Origin of the sequence: Actinoplanes sandaracinus (genome assembly GCF_030009775.1) — a bacterium.
Taxonomy (GTDB): domain Bacteria; phylum Actinomycetota; class Actinomycetes; order Mycobacteriales; family Micromonosporaceae; genus Actinoplanes; species Actinoplanes sandaracinus.
Map to the genome: position 1 here is coordinate 132,573 of NZ_JASCTH010000009.1, position 18,705 is coordinate 151,277.

At 71.6% G+C, this 18,705-nt stretch carries 15 protein-coding genes; 8 read left to right on the top strand and 7 right to left on the bottom strand.

From position 1 onward, the window contains the following. Positions 1 to 76 precede the first annotated feature (76 nt). Entirely contained in the window at positions 77 to 379 is a 303-nt protein-coding gene (locus tag QLQ12_RS15675) for a DUF1905 domain-containing protein (RefSeq protein ID WP_282760607.1), read from the top strand. Positions 380 to 429: 50 nt separating this feature from the next. Here QLQ12_RS15675 and QLQ12_RS15680 read toward each other — a convergent pair whose 3' ends face one another. Beyond that, positions 430 to 1,059, bottom strand: a complete 630-nt coding sequence (locus tag QLQ12_RS15680) for a TetR/AcrR family transcriptional regulator (RefSeq protein WP_282760609.1) — start codon at positions 1,057 to 1,059, stop codon at positions 430 to 432. Positions 1,060 to 1,108: 49 nt separating this feature from the next. On the opposite strand from QLQ12_RS15680, the gene QLQ12_RS15685 reads away from it, so the two are divergent. Beyond that, complete coding sequence (locus QLQ12_RS15685; RefSeq protein ID WP_282760611.1) at positions 1,109 to 1,798, top strand: SGNH/GDSL hydrolase family protein; 690 nt, start codon at positions 1,109 to 1,111, stop codon at positions 1,796 to 1,798. An 86-nt stretch (positions 1,799 to 1,884) separates the two neighbouring features. Here QLQ12_RS15685 and QLQ12_RS15690 read toward each other — a convergent pair whose 3' ends face one another. Next, the gene (locus tag QLQ12_RS15690; RefSeq protein ID WP_282760613.1) at positions 1,885 to 4,074 is read right to left on the bottom strand and encodes a putative bifunctional diguanylate cyclase/phosphodiesterase; all 2,190 of its coding nucleotides are present in this window, start codon (positions 4,072 to 4,074) and stop codon (positions 1,885 to 1,887) included. A gap of 135 nt (positions 4,075 to 4,209) precedes the next feature. Between QLQ12_RS15690 and QLQ12_RS15695 the strand changes: the two genes are divergently transcribed. Next, positions 4,210 to 5,931 (top strand): methyl-accepting chemotaxis protein, encoded by a 1,722-nt coding sequence (locus QLQ12_RS15695; RefSeq protein ID WP_282760615.1) that lies wholly within the window; start codon positions 4,210 to 4,212, stop codon positions 5,929 to 5,931. 48 nt (positions 5,932 to 5,979) lie between these two features. After that, entirely contained in the window at positions 5,980 to 6,633 is a 654-nt protein-coding gene (locus tag QLQ12_RS15700) for a phosphatase PAP2 family protein (RefSeq protein WP_282760617.1), read from the top strand. Positions 6,634 to 6,737: 104 nt separating this feature from the next. On the opposite strand, the gene QLQ12_RS15705 is transcribed toward QLQ12_RS15700, so the two are convergent. Further along, a complete protein-coding gene (locus QLQ12_RS15705; RefSeq protein WP_282760619.1) occupies positions 6,738 to 8,333 on the bottom strand; it encodes a flavin monoamine oxidase family protein in 1,596 nt (531 codons plus the stop codon). Between the two features lie 117 nt (positions 8,334 to 8,450). On the opposite strand from QLQ12_RS15705, the gene QLQ12_RS15710 reads away from it, so the two are divergent. Continuing rightward, entirely contained in the window at positions 8,451 to 9,068 is a 618-nt protein-coding gene (locus QLQ12_RS15710; RefSeq protein WP_282760621.1) for a 6TM ABC transporter family protein, read from the top strand. A 50-nt stretch (positions 9,069 to 9,118) separates the two neighbouring features. Continuing rightward, positions 9,119 to 9,772, top strand: a complete 654-nt coding sequence (locus QLQ12_RS15715; protein ID WP_282760623.1) for a VOC family protein — start codon at positions 9,119 to 9,121, stop codon at positions 9,770 to 9,772. 73 nt (positions 9,773 to 9,845) lie between these two features. Here QLQ12_RS15715 and aceB read toward each other — a convergent pair whose 3' ends face one another. Both aceB and aceA read right to left on the bottom strand, forming a co-directional pair. Beyond that, a complete protein-coding gene (gene aceB / locus QLQ12_RS15720) occupies positions 9,846 to 11,471 on the bottom strand; it encodes a malate synthase A (protein ID WP_282760625.1) in 1,626 nt (541 codons plus the stop codon). 33 nt (positions 11,472 to 11,504) lie between these two features. Then, positions 11,505 to 12,791 (bottom strand): isocitrate lyase, encoded by a 1,287-nt coding sequence (gene aceA, locus QLQ12_RS15725; protein WP_282760627.1) that lies wholly within the window; start codon positions 12,789 to 12,791, stop codon positions 11,505 to 11,507. Between the two features lie 129 nt (positions 12,792 to 12,920). Here aceA and QLQ12_RS15730 point away from each other — a divergent pair, with 129 nt between their 5' ends. After that, positions 12,921 to 14,393 carry a helix-turn-helix domain-containing protein gene (locus tag QLQ12_RS15730; protein ID WP_282760630.1) on the top strand — a complete coding sequence of 491 codons (1,473 nt, stop codon included), beginning with the start codon at positions 12,921 to 12,923 and terminating at the stop codon, positions 14,391 to 14,393. A gap of 313 nt (positions 14,394 to 14,706) precedes the next feature. After that, entirely contained in the window at positions 14,707 to 14,835 is a 129-nt protein-coding gene (locus QLQ12_RS15735; RefSeq protein WP_282760633.1) for a DNA-binding transcriptional response regulator, read from the top strand. Between the two features lie 1,500 nt (positions 14,836 to 16,335). Here QLQ12_RS15735 and QLQ12_RS15740 read toward each other — a convergent pair. Both QLQ12_RS15740 and QLQ12_RS15745 read right to left on the bottom strand, forming a co-directional pair. Then, positions 16,336 to 16,722: a RidA family protein gene (locus QLQ12_RS15740; protein ID WP_282760634.1), complete on the bottom strand. Its 387-nt coding sequence runs from the start codon at positions 16,720 to 16,722 to the stop codon at positions 16,336 to 16,338. Positions 16,723 to 17,228: 506 nt separating this feature from the next. Then, entirely contained in the window at positions 17,229 to 18,677 is a 1,449-nt protein-coding gene (locus QLQ12_RS15745; protein ID WP_282760636.1) for an ATP-binding protein, read from the bottom strand. Positions 18,678 to 18,705 lie beyond the last annotated feature (28 nt).

Here is an 18,705-nt window from a genome sequence, read left to right on the forward strand (position 1 = left end):
ATGTCTGCCGTAGCCCCGGAGGCATGCCGCACGCGATCGCGCCGGGAATGTCGCACCCGGGTGGCATGCTGCGCGGGTGAGGGTGGATTTCGAGAGTGAACTGTGGATCTGGGACGCGCGCCGCAGCGACAGCTGGACCTTCGTGAGCCTGCCGGTGGCCGCCGCCGAGGAGATCCGCGACCGGGCCGGCGGCCTGCGGCGTGGCTTCGGGTCCCTGCGGGTCCGCGCCACGGTGGGCCGCACGTCGTGGACCACCTCGGTCTTCCCGGACAGCGCCCGCGATTCCTATGTGCTGCCGGTGAAACGGGCGGTCCGCACGGCCGAGTCCCTGGCGGCCGGCGATGTCGCCGCCGTCTCCGTCGTGTTGCTCGACCTGTGAGACCGTGCCGCGCGACGTAACCGCTCGGCCGCGAGACCGCGCCGCCCGGCCTAGGCGACCGGGGCCGCGAAGGCCCGCGCCACCGAGGCTTCGGCCGCGCCGGGCCGGTCCCCGGCGCCGACCGCGAAGTTGACCAGGTAACGGCGGAACTCGCCGTCGCCGCCCGGCGGGCCGGCGTAGAAACCTGCCAGTTCGAGGCTGACCAGCCCGTGCACCTGACACCAGCCCTGCCGGGTGAGCACCCACGGCTCGACCGGGCGGAACCGTCCCGCCTCGACGCATCGCGGGATCACGTCCCGCGCCACCCGCAGCGTGTGAAGGCCCGCCCCCCGGTCCTGCGGCGTCAACGCGAAGCCGGTCGCGCCGAACATCACCCGGTACATGTGTGGGGCCCGGTGCGCGGCCCGACGGTAGGCGAGCGCGAGGGCCACACAGTCGGTCACCGGGTCCTCGGTCGCCGGCACCAGCGCCAGTTCGGCCGCCAGCCGGGTGAAGCCCTCGTGGATGATCGCCCGGACCACCGCCGGCATCCCGCCGAAGTGCGTGTACACCGCCATCGTCGACGTGCCCGCGGCCCGGGCGAGCGACCGCGCGGACAGGGCGCCGGGCCCCTCGCTCGCCAGCACCCGGGCACCGGCCTCGACGAGTTCCGCCCGCGGGTCTCGACCACGCTTCACCACCCGCCTACCATAACGAGTGTTATTGAATAACACCTGTTATGGAGGCGCCATGATCCGCGTGAAACCGGCGAGCGGCCCCTGCCACGGGCAGACCTCCGGCCCCGGCCCGGCCCTGCGCCTGGCGATCCTGGGCGACTCCTCGGCCGCCGGCTTCGGCGCGCCCGACCACGCCGGCGCTCTCGCCGGCCGGCTCGCCGAGGCCCTCGCCACCCGCCTCGGGCGTGCCGTCTCCTGGCGGGTGTCCGCGCGCGGTGGCGCCACCGCCCGCACCGCCGCCGGCCTGCTGCCCGGCCTCACCGACCCGGCGGCCGGCTGGCGCCCGGAAGTGGTCCTGATCGTCGTCGGCGTCAACGACACCACCCGGCTGCGCCGTCCGGCGGCCTTCCAGCGAGACGTCGCCCGGCTGGTCGTCGCGGTCCGCGACCACCTCCGATCCCCGGTCCCGGTGCTGCTCGCCGGCCTCCCGCCGATGCACCGCTTCCCCGGCCTGCCCGCACCGGCCCGTCTGCTTCTCGGCGCCCACGCCCGCCGTCTCGACCGCCGGCTGGCCGCCCTCGCCGCCTCCGCGGCCACCGCCGGCCTCGCCGGTGAGTCGCCTGCCCTCCACCACCTGCCGGTCGGCGACCTGCCGCTCGACCAGCCGGGCCTGTTCGCCCCGGACGGGTTCCATCCGGCCCCGGCCGCCTATCAGGTGTGGGGCAGCCTGCTGGCCGACCAGGTCGCTCCCCTGCTGGTGTAAACCGGGCCGGCCCTCAGCGCTGCCGCTCTCCTTATGCCGCCACTCTCCGCGCCGCCTCAAACGCCTGACCCGGCCGGGCGGTGGGGTCAGGCGGCGTGGGACTCGGTGCGGGCCGGCAGAGCCATCGCCGGCCGGCCGAAGTGATAGCCCTGCGCGCGCCGGTATCCGAGGCGGTACAGCTCGGCCGCCTGTTCCGGCGTTTCGACGCCTTCGGCGACGGCCACCAGCCCGAGGCCGTTGGCCACCTGGATCAGGGAGGTGGCGATGACGGCGTGGCGCCCGGCCATCGTGACGTTCTCGATGAACGACTTGTCGACCTTGAGGATGCTGACCGGGAGGGTCTGCAGCAGGCCGAGCGACGAGTGCCCGGTGCCGAAGTCGTCGAGGGCGATCTCGATGCCGAGGCCGTTGAGTTCGTGAACGGCCCGGACGGCGGCGCCGCCACCGAAGACGGCGGTCTCGGTGACCTCGACGATGAGGCGGGCGGGGTGGACACCGGTTTCGGCGAGGATCGCGGCGACCATGTCGACGAATCCGGGTTCGGCGAGCTGGCGGGCGGAGACGTTGACACCGAAGCGGTACGGGGCCACGCCGCGCCGCCACCAGTCGGCGAACTGGAGACAGGCGGTCCGCAGAATCCACTCGCCGAGCTCGACGATGAGCCCGGTGCGTTCGGCGACCGGGATGAACACGTCGGGCCTGACGTAACCGCGCTCGGGGTGCCACCAGCGGACCAGGCTCTCCACAGCGACGACGTTGCCGTGCGGCAGTTCGACGATGGGCTGGTAGACGAGGTGGAACTCGCCACGGTCCAGGGCGGTACGCAGTTCGGCGCCGAGGCGGGCCTCCTCGTCGGTGCGGTCGTCGAGGTCGGCGGAGTAGCGGCGTTGCCGGCCACCGTCGGCTTTCGCGGCGTACATGGCGACGTCGGCGCGCCGCAGCACCTCGACCGGTTCGGTGCCGTCGGCGATGCCGACGCTGGCGCCGACGAGCAGGTCGTGACCGCCGACGTGGGCCGGGCGGTGGATCGCCGACCGCAGCCGGGCGGCGAGTTCGTCGCCGCCGTCCGCGGGCAGCATGACGGCGAACTCGTCGCCGCCCATCCGCGCGGCGACCGCCTCGGGCGGCAGCTCCGCGGCGATCCGCCGCGCGACCACGGCCAGCAGATCGTCGCCGACGGCGTGCCCGAACCGGTCGTTGACCGCCTTGAACCCGTTCAGGTCGAGCAGCAGCACGGTCGGTGAACCGGCTCCGGCCGCCTCGACGAGTCGCTGCTCGAAGGCACGGCGGTTGGCCAGGCCGGTCAGCTCGTCGTGCATGGCCAGGTCGCCGAGGCGGGACGCCTGCGCCTTGACCTGCTGGACCAGGCCCCACATGCGGAGCACGACCAGCAGGAACAGCACGACCGCGCCGACGCCCAGCGACATCCAGGCGATGCCACCGGGGTCAGTGGCGCCCTGGAGGAAGAGCAGTCCGGGGGCGATCAGCGTGAACGCGGCCAGGACGGCGAGCCGGGTACGGCCGATCCGCTGAACGTCGATGTGGGTGTCCGGGCGCCGCCGCATGGACGGGTGCAGGGCGGCGGCGCCCCAGCACGCGTACGCCACCAGGAATCCGGAGTCGATGATCCCGCCGGTGTACTCCGCGGTGCTGGACATGGTCGTGTAGACGAGGTCGCCGGTCAGCAGGATGGCCGACCCGATCGCGAGCAGGCGCAGGCTGGGGGTGCGGTTCTCGGGCCGGGTGAGCATCCGGGCGACCGCGGTGGTCAGCAGGATGTCGGCCAGCGGGTAGCCGATGGTGACGAGCCGTTCCAGCAGCGGGGAGCCGGCGTCCTCCAGGGTGGGGCCGACCACCGAGACCCAGAAGATCAGCCCGATGCCGGTGGAGATGATCGCGGCGTCGATCAGGCCGCCCCGCTCCCGGTCGCCCTGGCCACGGCCGAGCCTCGACAGCGAGGCCCAGAGGAGCGGGTACGCGCCCAGGTACAACGCGTCGGCCCAGGACGGGTACGGATACTCGCCGAGCCGTAGCTCGGTCACGTCGTAGACGATGTCCGCGCAGACGGAGGTCAGCGCCCCGGCGGCGAACAGCGCCCAGGCCCCCCGGTGCCGGGGCCGGTTGCGCAGGATGCCGACGACCATCGCGGCGACCGACGACAGCCCCACCGCGTTGACATAGATCCTGGCGGTGAGAGTGTCGTCGGGAAGCAGGGGGTAGCAGAGGGCGGCGATGATCGCCACCGTCAGCCACCCCGCCCACATCGGGACCCTCATCCGCACGAATCCGCTATCGGCGGCCGGGGCCGGTGGTTGAGTGGTCCGGCTCAGCAAGCCCTCCGGCGGGCCGAACAGAGCCGTGTGGGGCGATTCCGGCCGGCCGCGGCACTGCGCCGGGGCGAGCTGTTACCGGTGTTGGGGCTGGTCGCGATCATGCTGGCGCTGCTCGGGGTGCCCGTCTATCTGGTGACCGTGTCCGCCTTCGATCGCCTGGAGCACACCCTGCTGGCGCGTGAGGGCGAGGAGTTGCGGGTGGCGATCAGCGCCCACGGGCAGCGGCTGCGCGACTTCGGGGTGACCAACTCGATCTGGACCGCCCTGTACGACGACGTGGCGACCGGCGACGCGGAGCAGTTCGCGATCGACATCCCGCCGGACGTGCTCACCCGGCAGTACGAGATCTCCGCGGCCATGATCGTCGACCCGCTGGGCCGGATCCGGGCCGGCGGCCGCATCACGAGCGCCGCCTACCAGGCCATGCCGGCCCCGCTGGACGACCCGGAGACCCTGCGCGGCTATCTGCGCGACGGCCCGGCCGGCGCCTCCCTGTGCGGGCTGACCAGCGTGACCGGCACGCCGACCGAGTTCTGCTCGTTCCCGGTCTATCGCGATGGGGGGACCGGGTCGTCCAACGGCCACCTGCTGCTGTTGCGGGTCCTGGACCGCGCCGGACTGGCGTCGCTGGCCGGGCAGATCGACGAAGACATCACGATGCCCGTGTCGCCCCGCGAGGGCGCCGAGGTGCAGCGCGAGCTGGACAGCATGTTCGGCCCGATCACCGTCACCACCGCGGTGGCCGGCGACGAGATCGCGGTGTCCTGCACGATCACCGGGGTGGACGGGGTGCCGGTCACCTTCGAAGGTCTCAACGACCGGCCGATCCACGCCCGGGCCCAGGTCACGCTGGCGCAGCTCGCGGTGGTGGTGCTGGTGGCGGTGGCGATCGCGGGACTGGCGGTCGGCATCGCGATGCGGCGGGCGGTCCGGCACCAGGTGAAGCCGCTGCGCCGTACCACCGAGAAGATCATGAGTTCGCGGGATCTGGCGCTGCGGGTGCCGCCGTCCGACGACGCGGACATCAACGTGGTCGGGAACGCCATCAACGACATGCTCGCCGCGATCGACCGGCACGCCGCCGAACTCGCCGGGATGCGGGCCCGTGAGGAGCACGAGCGGGAGCGGGAACAGCGGGAACGCGAACAGCAGCGGGAGGAGATGCTGCGCCGGGTGGAGATCGAGTCGGAACAGATCATCGGGGGTGTCAGCGATCGGCTGGGCGACGCGGTCCGCGGGGTGGACGCGGTCCGGGCCTCGGTGCACGAGATCAACACCGGTGCGGCCGCCGCGCACGCCGCCACCGAGCAGATGGCCGGGCACGCGGCACAGGCCGATCAGGCCGCCGAGGCGCTGACGGTGAGCCTGCCCGCGACCCGGGAGATGGTGGCGATGATCGCGTCGATCGCCGGGCAGACCCGGATGCTGGCGCTGAACGCGACGATCGAGGCGGCCCGTGCCGGGCCGGCCGGGCTGGGGTTCGCGGTGGTCGCCGACGAGGTCCGCAAGCTGGCCGACGACACCGCCGAGTCCACCGAACGGATCACCGCGACGCTCGGCACGCTCACCACCACGGCCACCGACGTGTCCGGGGCGGTGGCCACGATGACGGACACGATCACGAGCGTACGGACGGCGATCGGTCAGGTCCGCGCGGTCGCCGACGAGCAGCAGCACAGCATCAACGGCCTGGTCGACCAGGTGCGGGGCGCGATCGGGCAGATCAACGACTTCTCCGCCGACCGGACCCGGCTCACCGGCGGGCCGGACGGTCAGGGCAGCGGGGCGGACCCGCTCTGAGCCGGTTCACAGGGGCTTCGCAGGTGGGATGTGGGGTAATGGATCGTCATGCGGCCTGAATTCCCTGTCCTGCGCGCCGGCCTGGCCGTGCTGCTGCTGGTTCCGTGCGCCTTGCTCGCGGCGCTCGTCGTCGGCGGCTGGGGGCCGCTGCACGCGTTCGACCAGTCGGTGACCGACGGTCTGCACGAGCAGGCCCACGCCGGTTCCGCCCTGACCACGGCGATGACCTGGTGGACGAACATCTTCCAGCCCAACGTCTTCCGGGCGGCCGCGCTGGGCCTGGTGATCTGGCTGGTCCGCCGGGGGGAGCGCCGCACGGCCCTCTGGGTGGCGGTGACGATGGTCGCCGGCGGCCTGCTCGGCGGCCTGCTCAAACTTCTGATCGGGCGGGAGCGGCCGGAGTTCCTGGACCCGGTGGCCTCCGCCGTCGGTTATGCCTTCCCGTCCGGCCACGCGCTCAACAGCGCCCTCGGCCTCGCGGTCTTCGTGGTGATCTTCCCGCGGGTGAAGGCCCTGTGGGTGGCGGCGGTGGTGATCCCGGTGATGACCGCGATCAGCCGGGTCGTCCTGGGCGTGCACTGGACCAGCGACGTCGTCGCCGGCCTGCTGCTGGGGGTGGCGGTCGTGGTGCTCACCACCCGGGCCTTCGTGCGGAGCCCGGCCGGTGAACGGATGCCACAACGGGAGGCGGCTCAGCTCTGACACGGCCGCGGCGCGCCGGTCTCCGGCAGTGAGCGGACGGCCCGGGGCGCGCTTCGCGGTCTGGCGCCTCGCGGGCTCGCGCCGTCCCGGGCTGAGGCGGTGGGTCACCGGGCGGCGAGAGCCCGGCCGTGCAGCAGCGTGACCGCCTTGCGCGCGGACAGGATCGCGCCGTGCTGCCACGACGGCATGTTGCTGAGCCAGTCCCCCGCGAAGAACACCCGGCCCGCCGGCTCGGCGAGCGGCGTGAAGACCGGCGACTGCGGCGAGTGGCCGGAGAGGTGGTGCCAGGCGCCCTCCACGTGCGGCACCTGGCTCCACGGGACCGAGAACGACGAGGCGAGCTCGGTGCGGTACTTGGCGCCGTAGATACGCTCGCCCAGCCCCACCGCGGTGGTCTCGCGCTCCTTCGGGGGCATCGCCGCATAGCGGTCGGCGGTCTCCCCGAACTGGTAGTACCCGATCAGGACGCCGCGCTCGCCGAGATAGTCGTACGACGGGTGCCAGATCTGCGTGATCTCGGTGTCGGTCCAGGTGATGCCGCCGTAGATCCGGTGGTCGGTCTCCCACCAGCGGGACCGGTACTCCAGGCCGAGCTTGCCGGCCGACACGGGCTGCGCGGCGGAGAGCGCGGCGACCACGTCGGCGCCGAGATTGTGGGTGAGCTTGACCAGCAGTTGCGGGGGCATCGTGGCGATCGCGTAATCGGCGGTCAGGCTTCGGCTGCGGCCGGCCGCGTCGGAGTAGGTGACGGTGACTCCGGTCGCGGCCTGGGTCAGCGCCGTGACCCGACAGCCCAGTTTGACCCGCTCCGCGCCGATCGCCCGGGTCAGGGCTCTCGGCAGCATGTCCATGCCACCGACCGGCTGGAACATCGGCATCGCCTGGTCGAACCCGTTCTCGAAGGAGAAGTACCACCCCACCCCGGAGGCGATCACGTCGGAGACCGACGGCACGTCAGCGCGCGCCACGCCGGGAACGCCGACCTCGCCCGGCCAGGTGGTGAAGCCGCGCCGGGTGGAGCCGTTGTACTCGTAGCGGTCGCCGAGGTCGCCGAAGTCGGTGAGGAACCCGGTCAGGATCTCCTTGTCGTCCGCCGTCAACTCGGCGTCCAGGGCGCCCTGGTCGGTCGCCTTCGCCAGCAGTTCGCTCATGTAGCCGTAGGTGTCGGCCTTGGCGGTGCGGTAACGCACCGGCTGTCCGGCCGGCATCGGGCGCAGATGCATGTACGCGTCGGCGTTGGCGTTGGTGAACACCTCGATCGGCACGCGCAGCTCGCGGCAGTAGTCGAGGGTGACCATCCACTGGGCGAGCCGTGCGGCCCCGGCGTTCATGTACTGCCCTCTGCGGAACGCCGCCCGCTGGTGGAAGCCCCGCAGGTCGGTCAGCTCGTCGCCGCCGCGAACGGTCAGGACCCGCCCGCCGGTGCGGTCCCGCGGCTCCAGGACGGTGACCCGGTAACCGGCCTTGCCCAGCTCATAGGCGCTGATCAGGCCGGCGACGCCACCGCCGAGGATCACGACGGAGCCGGCGGCGCGGCCCTGCAGGTGGAAGTCGGACGCCGAGGGGGGCTGGAACCGGGATGCGGCGACGGCGGTGGGCGCCAGACCCAGGGCGCCCATGGCGGCGAACATCGTGCCGGCTCCGCCGGTCGCGCCGACCGCCCACAGGAAGTTGCGGCGGCTCAGAGACTGCTCCGGCATGGGAACCCCCCTTGGTCCACGAGGGGAAAATCATAGAAGAGGATCGCTTGATCGAACTGTCCCGAGAGGACGCCCGCGGTGGATGACTGAGTTGCCGCCAGGCGCGACAATACCCATGTGCCTCAATGGATCACCACCTGGCGGGCCGAGGAGATCGCCGCCGCGTCGCCGCATCCGCCGGAGATCGCGCTGCGCCTCATCCGCGACGGCATCGACGCCCGCTACCGGCGGCACGTCTCCCGGTCGCCGGCCGACTTCGTGATCCTGGGCGCCGCCGACGAACGCGGCATCCGGATCTGCGCCGCCCGGCCTTTCATCGAGAACAGCTGGCGTACGCTGCTGCGCGCCCGCCTCGTCCCGGACGGCTCCGGCAGCCGCCTGGAAGGCCGTCTCGGGTGGCGCCCGGCGGTCGCCGTCCTCACCGTGGCCACGACCCTCATCCTGATCGCCCTCTGGGCCTTCCTCACCGGAGCCGCCGTGCGGGCGGTCCTCCTGGGAGTCCCGGCCGGCGAACCCCTGGCCAGCATCCTGCTCATCACCGCTTTCGGAGCCGCGTGGGCGGTTCTCGTCGCGTTCGGCGAGCGCATGTCCCGGGCCGAGACCGCTCACCTGCGCGCCTGGCTCACCGGCCGGCTCAACTCCCCCGCGCCCTCGGCTCCACCGAACCCCCGCCCGCCCACGCCACCGGCGGTCCCCCGCGCGCCTGTGCGCCTGCGCCCCGCGGCGCCCGGCTGACACCCGCCGCCGGTACGGCCGCCGGCGCCCGCGGTGCGACCATGGGGGGCATGACGAAGCTGAGTGGACGGGAGATCGCCGACGGCGCGCCGGCCGGCTGGGTGTACATGCTGGGCGCGTTGCACGCGCGGCTGCGGACCGGGGACTTCCCGACCGGGCTGGCGCTCGTGGCCGCGATCGGAGCGGCGGCCGAGGCGGCCGATCACCATCCGGACCTCGACCTGCGCTACACGTACGTCGACGTGTGGCTGGCCAGTCATGACGTGGGCGCGGTGACCGGGCGGGACCTGCGGCTCGCGGCGACGATCTCGAAGCTCGCAGAACAGGCCGGCGTGACCGTCGATCCGGCCGGGCCGGTCCGCATCGAAATGGCCCTGGACACTCCCGACCACCGGAAGGTGCTGCCGTTCTGGGCGGCGGTGCTCGGCGCGGACCAGCGCGCGGAGGAGGATTTCGCGGACGAGGTGCGCCGCGACGACCGCGCGGTGCCGCCCGTCTGGTTCCAGAAGTCCGGCAGCGAGGAACCGCGCCAGCGGTGGCACCCGGACGTCTGGCTCGACCCGTCACAGGTTCAGCCCCGGATCGAGGCCGCCCTGGCCGCCGGTGGCACGCTGGTCAGCGACGCGGAGGCGCCCGCCTTCTGGGTGCTGGCCGATCCCGAGGGCAACAGAATGTGCCTCTGCACCTCGCAGGAACGTCAGTAGGCGCCGAACGGCGAGCGGACACCGAAAAGCGGGGCGGGGTGGACCGAGACCACCCCGCCCCGCCTCGTACCGATCAGGCCGCGACAGTAGCCTGAGCGGTGACCGGAGCCGCCACCCCACCGGACAGGTGCCGAAGGTAGGCCGGCAGGGTCAGGAACTCCGGGCAGGTCCGCTCGGAAAGCAGAACCGTCAACAGCGTTCGCGCCTGGCCGAAGCAGCGGGCCCCTTCCTCGTCCAGGGCGCCGGTCTCGCTGAGCACGTCGAGTTCCTCCCGCAGCATCCGGGTGACCAGACCCGCCGTGACCGGCACGCCGTAGTCGGTCGGCGTGCCCGTCGAGATCCACTGCCAGAGCTGGGCCCGGCAGATCTCGGCGGTCGCCGCGTCCTCCATCAGCCCGCCGAGCGCCACCGCGCCCCGGCCACCCAGCCAAGCGGCGATGTAGCGCAGCGCCACGCTGACGTTGGTGCGCAGCGCGACCTCGCTGACCGTGACCGCACTGGCCTTCACGTCCAGCAGGTCGGCGGCGGTGACCCGCACGTCGTCGCGCCTGCGCACGATCTGGTGCGGCTCGTCGCCGAGCCACTGGTCGAACACCTCACGGCAGGTCTCGACCAGGCCCGGGTGCGCGACCCAGGAGCCGTCGAAGCCGTCGCCGACCTCACGCCGCTTGTCCTGGCGGACCTGGTTGAGGGCCCGCTTCGCGGCGACCGGGTCACGGCTCGGGACGACCGCGGCCATCCCGCCGATCGCGTGGGCGCCGCGCTTGTGGCACGTCTTGACCAGCAGTTCGGTGTAGGCCCGCATGAACGGCGCGGTCATGGTGACCTGGGACCGCTCGGGCAGGACCACGTCCGGACGGTTCTTGATCATGCTGAACAGGTAGTCCCAGCGGCCCGCGTTCAGGCCGGCCGAGTGCTCGCGCAGCTCGTACAGGATCTCTTCCATCTCGAACGCCGCGTTGATCGTCTCGATCAGGACGGTGGCCCGGATCGTGCCACGCGGGATGCCGAGGTATTCCTGGGCGAAGACGAAGACGTCGTTCCAGAGGCGGGCCTCCAGGTGCGACTCCAGCTTCGGCAGGTAGAAGTACGGGCCGCTGCCCCGGGCGATCTGCCGCTGCCCGCTGTGGAACAGGTACAGGCCGAAGTCGAACAGCGAGGCCGAGACGGCCCGGCCGCCGATGCGCAGGTGACACTCCGGCAGGTGCCAGCCCCGCGGCCGCACCATGATCGTCGGCATCTGGGCGCCGATCTCGTAACGCCGGCCGTCGGGGGCCGTGTAGTCCAGCTCGCCGTCCAGCGCGTCCCGCAGGTTGAGCTGGCCGAGGATGACGTTGTCCCAGGTGGGCGACGTGGCGTCCTCGAAGTCGGCCATCCAGACCTTGGCGCCCGAGTTGAGGGCGTTGATGGTCATCTTCCGTTCCGGCGGGCCGGTGATCTCGACCCGCCGGTCGGTGAGGTCCGGCACCGCCGGGGCGACCTGCCACGACAGGTCGTCCCGGATGTGCTGGGTGGAGGTGAGGAAGTCCAGGTCGGTGGTGCGGGTGGCCCGGCGGCGCCGGCGGCGCTCCAGCAGCTGCACCCGGCGGGCGCCGAACTCGCGGTCAAGTGCCACGATGAACTCGACGGCCTCGGGAGTCAGGATCTCGGAGTAACGGCCTGCGGTCGTACCGGTGATGGTGATCTCTTCGGCGCCCATGTCTGGCTTTCCTTCCTACTTACGAACCAGGGCCTAGAACTGCTCGGCCTCGGTGGAGCCGGACAGGGCGGTGGTGGAGCTGGTGGGGTTGAGCGCGGTGGCGACGGCGTCGAAGTAGCCGGTGCCGACCTCGGCCTGGTGCTTGGTCGCGGTGTAGCCGTCGGCCTCGGCCGCGAACTCGGCCTCCTGCAGCTTCACGTAGGCGCTCATGCCGGTCTGCGCGTAACCGCGGGCCAGCTCGTACATCGAGTGGTTGAGCGCGTGGAAGCCGGCCAGCGTCACGAACTGGAACTTGTAGCCCATCGCGCCGAGCTCCTTCTGGAAGCGGGCGATGGTGTCGTCGTCCAGGTTCTTCTTCCAGTTGAACGACGGCGAGCAGTTGTAGGAGAGCAGCTTGCCCGGGTGCTTGGCGTGCACGGCCTCGGCGAACTTGCGGGCGAAGTCGAGGTCCGGCTTGCCGGTCTCAACCCACAGCATGTCGGCGTAGTCGGCGTAGGCCACACCACGGGCGATCGCGGCGTCGTCACCCGGGGTGACCCGGAAGAAGCCCTCGGAGGTGCGCTCGCCGGTCAGGAACGGCTGGTCGCGCTCGTCCACGTCGGTGGTGAGCAGGTCCGCCGCCAGAGCGTCGGTACGAGCGATGACCAGGGTCGGCACGCCGGCGACGTCGGCCGCGAGGCGGGCCGCGTTCAGGGTGCGGACGTGCTGCTGGGTCGGGATGAGCACCTTGCCGCCCAGGTGACCGCACTTCTTCTCGCTGGCGAGCTGGTCCTCCCAGTGCACACCCGCGGCGCCGGCCGCGATCATGCCCTTCATCAGCTCGAACGCGTTGAGCGGGCCACCGAAGCCGGCCTCCGCGTCGGCGACGATCGGGGCGAACCAGTCGCGCTCGTACTTGCCGTTCGAGGTGTCGATCTGGTCGGCGCGCAGCAGCGCGTTGTTGATCCGCCGGACCACCGCGGGAACCGAGTTCGCCGGGTAGAGCGACTGGTCCGGGTAGGTGTGGCCGGAGAGGTTCGCGTCCGCCGCGACCTGCCATCCGGACAGGTAGATCGCCTTCAGGCCGGCGCGCACCATCTGGGTCGCCTGGCCGCCGCTCAGCGCGCCGAGCGCGTTGATGTAGTCCTCGGTGTGCAGCAGGTCCCACAGCTTCGCCGCGCCGCGCTCGGCGAGGGTGTGCCGCTCCTGGAGGGAGCCCCGCAGCCTGACGACGTCCTGCGCGGTGTAGTCGCGCTTGATGCCGGCCCAGCGGGGGTTACTGGCCCATTCCCGAGTGAGGTCCTCAGCGGTACCGCCACGGTTTTCGGTCAGCTCAGTCATCTGAAAGATCCCTTTCCTGCCCTGTCGCGTTCTTCCGTGTGGAAGAACTTCACTCTCAGGGATCGCACCAGCCCCAATGAAGGGGCTATGCAAGGAAAGAAGTGAAGAAATTCTGTTAACGTCAAACCCGTGACCGCTTCACCTTCTTCCTCGCCCTCGTCCTCCCCAGCCGAGCCCACGGTCGACCTCGTAACCCTCGGGCAACGGCTACGTCATCTGCGCCGCACCCGTGGCATGACCCTCGACCAGCTCAGCGAAGCCGTGGGGCGGGCGCCGTCCCAGCTGTCACTGATCGAGAACGGCAAGAGGGAACCCAAACTCTCGGTGCTGCAGGCGATCGCGGGCGCGCTGGGCGTACCCATGCAGGATCTGCTCCGCCCGGAGGCGCCGAGCCGGCGCGCCGGCCTGGAGATCGAGCTGGCGCACTTCCAGCAGAGCCCCGCCTACCAGGCCCTCGGCCTTCCGGTGGTGCGCGCCGGCCGCCGCCTCGCCACCGACGCCCTGGAGTCACTGATCGGGATGCACCGTGAGCTCAACCGGGTGCTCACCGAGCAGACCGCCACACCTGAGGTGGCACGCCGCGCCAACGCGCAGCTCCGCGCCGACATGCGCCGGCGCGACAACTACTTCGCCGAGATCGAGCAGGCCGCGGCCAAGGTCCTGCAATCAGTACGGCACACCACCGGCCCCCTGTCACAGCGCGGCATCCTCGACATCGCCGCCCAGATCGGGTTCAGCCTGCACTACGTCAACGACCTGCCCACCTCGACGCGGTCGGTCACCGATCTGAAGAACCGCAGAATTTATCTGCCGCAGGTCGCCAGCGGCAAAGGACACGACCCCCGGGCCGTCGTCCTGCAGACCCTCGGGCACTTCGTGCTGGGGCACAACGACCCGGCCGACTACGGCGACTTCCTGCGCCAGCGGGTCGAGGTCAACTACTTCGCGGCCGCGCTGCTCATGCCGGAGAAGTTCGCCGTCGACTTCCTCGCCGAGGCGAAAGCCGACCGGGCGCTGGCCATCGACGACTTCCGGGACGCGTTCGGGGTGTCCTACGAGACGGCCGCGCACCGGTTCACCAACCTGGCCACCCACCACTTCGGCATCCCGGTGCACTTCGCCCGCGTGCACGAGAGCGGCATCGTCTACAAGGCGTACGAGAACGACAACGTCCGCTTCCCCGCCGACGTGACCGGCGCGATCGAGGGCCAGCCGGTGTGCCGCAAGTGGGCGTCACGGACGGTGTTCGAGGCCGAGGACCCGTACTCGTCGTTCTACCAGTTCACCGACACGACGGCCGGCACGTACTGGTGCACCGTGCACGTCGAGTCGACCCGCTCCGGCGAGTTCTCGGTGACCGTCGGCACGCCGTACGAGCACGCCCGCTGGTTCCGGGGCGGCGACGTGTCCGGGCGTACCGTCTCGAACTGCCCAGACCCCGACTGCTGCCGCCGCCCGCCGGCCCAGCTGGTCGACCGCTGGGCCGGCAACGCCTGGCCCAGCGCACGGGTGCACTCCCACCTGCTCGCCGCCCTGCCGCCGGGCACCTTCCCCGGTGTCGACAACCGCGACGTCTACGACTTCCTCGACCGCCGCGCCTGATCCGCTCACCCCACGAGTTCAGCCCACGAGCCCCGGCACTTCAGCCAAGGAATCCACCCCGTGAGCCTGCGGGAGCTCAGCCCGTGAATCCAGCCCGTGAATCCCCGGAGTTCCGCCTGTGAGTTCTCCGGGAGTTCAGCCCGTGAGTTCGGGCCTGTGAGTTCGGCCTGCGAGTTCGGCCTGCGAGTTCGGCCTGCGAGTTCGGCCTGCGAGTTCGGCCTGCGAGTCCCCCGGAGTTCAGCCTGAGTGTTCTCCAGCGCTTCCGGGGAATGTCGGGGGTGGACGATGGTTTCGGGCCATGCGGCGCTCGCCGATGGTGGACGACGAGGCGACAGTCCGTGCGCTCCTCTCAGACACGCTGAACCTCACGGAGTTCACTTCCTCGTCCGCCGCCACCGGTGCCGAGGCGGTGAACCTGGCCACGCGCGGGCCGCTGACATGATCCTGCTCGACGTCATGCGCCCCGGCCTCGACGTCATTCGACCCTGGCATGGACGGGTTCGAGGTGGTCCGGCAGCGCCCTGCCGGTGAAACGGACCCGTCCTTTGCTGGAAGCGGTCCTTTTCCTGAGCGCGGTGCCCGCGCCGGCCAAGGCGGCGCCAGTCTCGACCTGTCCATCGTCCGCTTCCTGGTATCTACCCACGGCGGCCAGGTGGACGTGCTCAGCCCACCAGTCGGCGGCGCAACCCGCCGGTAGCCCTCTACACCGCTCCGACAGTCCGTCCGACTCGCAACCATCTGCCCCGGCAACCTCACCGCGCCCCACCCCAGCGAGGGTCCGCGCGGCCCGGCTGGATTCGCTTCGGCCCGCCCCAACTCGACCCAACCCAGCCCAGCGCGGCCCAGCCCAGCGCGGCCCAGCCCAGCGCGGCCCAGCCCAGCGCGGCCCAGCCCAGCGCGGCCCAGCCCAGCGCGGCCCGGCCCGGCCTGGCCTGGCCTGGCCTGGCGCGGGCCGACGCGATGCAGATCGACGCGACGCGGGCATGAGCGCGACACGGGGCACGGGCACGGGTCGGAGCAGCGGGGCTCGGACTCTGCGCGGCCAGCATGGCGGGGCACGGCGGGGTTCGCCTTGGACCGACTGGGTCAAGCCAGGTTCGCCACACACCGCAAGCGCCGCTTGGTCGATTCAGCACGCTTGGCGAGTCCCACTCAAGGCTGCCCAACGGCCTTGTACCCGCGAAATGTTGACACCCGTTGTGGGTGTTGCCTACACCCACAACGGGTGTCGAGTTAGGACGGCACACACATCATGTGAAGGCACATCTCGTCCACGCGTAGGCAGACGAAGCGTCACTCTCGCGACTGTCATGAGTGCTGCCTCGAGCCTGCCGGGACAGCACTCACGACCAGCCCCAAACTGACGATGACCCCGGCAGCAGCGACGGGGCGGGGACGGCAGGCCCGAAGACGGCAGGGGCGACGGGCCGGGGTCGGCGGTCGGTGGCGGCGGTCGGTGACTCAGAGACGGCAGGCCGCACCCGAAGGCGAGCCGGCCCGAAGGCGAGCCGGGGAGAGCCGGGGAGAGCCGGGGAGAGCCCGGGCGAGCCCGGGACGGCAGGCCCGAGGGCGGGCCGAGGGCGGGCGAGACGGGGCGGCGGCGGTCAATGACCAGGGCGAGCGACCCGTGGACGGCTGGTGACATCGATTTAGAGGGCGATGTCGGTGGCGGCCGACGCCTCGTTGACAGCGGCTATGGCTTGTTGGCAGCGGCTATCCAACAGCCGGGTTCAGGGGCTAGGGTGACGAATTCTTGGGGCTGATCCATCGGCTTCTTCGGGCTGGTCCGCGGGCGGTTCGGGGCTCGGCGGCTCGACGGCTCGACGGCTCGACGGCTCGACGGCTCGGCCATCTGGCCATTGCCCGAGCTCGTTCGCGCCGAGGGGGTTGCAGCCGGTAGCGCCGATGAGATTGCCGTCCCACTTGGTGAAGCGCATCGGCGTCATGCGGCGACTGCGGCGACGGCCTCGACCTCGATGAGCAGGCCGGGGCGGAACAGGCCGGCCACCTGGACGAGAGAGCTCGCCGGTGGGCGGGTGACGTCGACGAACTCGTCCCGGACCTTGCGGACGGACACCAGGTCGGTGGTGGCGGTGACGAAGTAGGTCAGCTTGACCACGTCGGCCCAGCCTGCGCCGGCCGAGGCCAGCACGTCGCCGAGGTTTCGGAAGACCAGCCGGGTCTGCTCCTCCCAGCCGTCCGGGATGTCGCCGTGGGCGTCGATCGCCACCTGGCCGGACGTGTGGATCAATCGGCTGCCCGGCGCGACGACGGCGGCGTGGCTGTAACCGTTCACTGCGGGCGGGCCCGGAAAATCGATGATCGCCATATGCCCACCCTAGAAGAGGGCGGCCCGCGCAACGCCCGCCTCACGGCAGGCCGCCCCACACACAGGCCGCCCCACACACAGGCCGCCTCGTGCGACCGGGGCGGATACCGCTGCGGGGGATCGTGGGCGATATCGCCGCGGAAGGCCAGTGTGGTTACCACCACGGAAGATCCGAAGCGGAGGCCGCCGCGCCAAACCGGAACGGACGCCGCCGCGAGACCTGAAGCGGACGCCACCGCGCCAGACCCGGAACGGACCCGCCACCTAAGACCCGGAGCGGACGCCACCGCGACAGACCGGAGCGGACGCCACCGCGACAGACCGGAGCGGACGCCACCGCGACAGACCGGAGCGGACGCCGCCGCGAGAGGCCGGGACCAGGGCGCTGGGGTGCTGGGAGCTGAGGAGCCGGGAGCACGGACTCCGCCCGAAAGACGCGCTGGGGCCGTGAGTGGGCCGGGCGTCGCGCCGTAGCCACGGGTCGGGGTTTGGTAGCCGTACGAAGGCTAAGAAGTTGATCTCAGGGTTTCGATGGCGGTGAGCAGGTCCTGCTGGGAGATGGGGGTGACGGCGGCGCCGCGGGCGTCCTGCATGGCCTTCGTCAGCTGGACGCGGCGCAGGACCTCCTTGATGTCGGCGCCCGTCATGCCGCCGCAGGCGATGGCGAGGGCCGGCAGGTCGAGGTCGTCGGCGAACATCCGGAAGCCGGGGGTCTCGTGGGCGGCGATGAGGCCGCGGATCATCTTGCGGAGGATCTCGGCACGCGAGGCCTCGTCCGGCCGGGGGACACTGATCTTGACGTCGAAGCGACCGGAACGGATCAGTGACTCGTCGACCCGGTGCGGGAAGTTGGTGGTGGCCACCACGATGACGTTCGGGTTGGCCTCGATGAGGTCGTTCATCTCCTGCTTGAAGATGCCGGCCACGGCGTTGAGGGCCTGGCTGGCCGCGTCGCCCCCGGCGCCGGCGTAGCTGACGATCGAGTCGAACTCGTCGAAGAGCATCAGCGTCGGCGTGCGGTACCGGCGGGCGTCGCGGAAGATCTCCTTGATGTTGCGTTCCGAGCCGCCGAGCCATTTGTCGAGGATCTCCGGGGTGCGGATCTCGCGGAAGTCGGCGCCGATCTCGTTGGCGAGCGCCCGCGACAGCATGGTCTTGCCGGTGCCGGGCGGGCCGTACATGAGCAGGCCCTGCGGGCGGCGGGCGCCCCATCGGGCCATCGCCTCGGGGTGGCGGAACGAGACGGCGATCTGCCGCAGTTCGGCGACCACGTCGGTGAGGCCGCCGACCATGTCGAGGGTGACGGCGTCGGTGGTGACCGGGGTCCTCGGCAGGTTCTCCCGGCTGATCAGGTAGCGGCGACCGGTCAGCGAGCCGGCCCCGGCGAGTTCGGTGACGGCCTGCAGGGTGAGGGTGACGAAGGCGCGCAGGTGCTCCGGCCCGACCTCGTCGCGCGGCACCCGCGACACCAGGCGGGCGACGGCGCCGCCCTCCTCGTAGGTCACGGTCGCCTCGATGCCGGCGGCGGCGTCGGCGAGGAGTTCCGATTCGCGTTCCACCGGCTTCTCCAGACCGAGTTTGCGGTACGCGGCGGCGGCCGCCGTGCCGACGCCGTCGACGATGCGGGTCACCACCTGGTCCCCGGCGGCGATCCGGCGGGCCAGGAGCGGGCCGAGCGGGTCGATGTTCAGCACGAAGCCGCGCATCATCTGCTGCGTGGCCGCGGGCGTGGTCAGGGTGACGATGCGGGCGGTGAAGACGTGCTCGGTCCCGCCGGTGCCGTCGATGGTCAGGTCGATCCGCTGCACGGGGGCGGGCCAGCCGGCGCGGCGCAGCAACTCGACCGGGTTGACCCGGGCCGCGGCGAGCAGCGTGGTCGCGTCGACGATCTCGACGGTCGCCCCGGCGTGTTCGAACGTCTCGCTGCGGGGCCGGGCGAAGCTCGCGTCGGTCATGGGGTGTCCCTCCACCGATGACGGTTTC

Coding starts and splice junctions, on each gene's coding strand:
- QLQ12_RS15685 (WP_282760611.1), top strand. CDS start 1,109: ATGATCCGCGTGAAACCGGCGAGCGGCCCCTGCCACGGGCAGACCTCC.
- QLQ12_RS15690 (WP_282760613.1), bottom strand. CDS start 4,074: ATGAGGGTCCCGATGTGGGCGGGGTGGCTGACGGTGGCGATCATCGCC.
- QLQ12_RS15700 (WP_282760617.1), top strand. CDS start 5,980: ATGCGGCCTGAATTCCCTGTCCTGCGCGCCGGCCTGGCCGTGCTGCTG.
- QLQ12_RS15705 (WP_282760619.1), bottom strand. CDS start 8,333: ATGCCGGAGCAGTCTCTGAGCCGCCGCAACTTCCTGTGGGCGGTCGGC.
- QLQ12_RS15715 (WP_282760623.1), top strand. CDS start 9,119: ATGACGAAGCTGAGTGGACGGGAGATCGCCGACGGCGCGCCGGCCGGC.
- aceB (WP_282760625.1), bottom strand. CDS start 11,471: ATGGGCGCCGAAGAGATCACCATCACCGGTACGACCGCAGGCCGTTAC.
- aceA (WP_282760627.1), bottom strand. CDS start 12,791: ATGACTGAGCTGACCGAAAACCGTGGCGGTACCGCTGAGGACCTCACT.
- QLQ12_RS15735 (WP_282760633.1), top strand. CDS start 14,707: ATGGTGGACGACGAGGCGACAGTCCGTGCGCTCCTCTCAGACACGCTG.
- QLQ12_RS15740 (WP_282760634.1), bottom strand. CDS start 16,722: ATGGCGATCATCGATTTTCCGGGCCCGCCCGCAGTGAACGGTTACAGC.
- QLQ12_RS15745 (WP_282760636.1), bottom strand. CDS start 18,677: ATGACCGACGCGAGCTTCGCCCGGCCCCGCAGCGAGACGTTCGAACAC.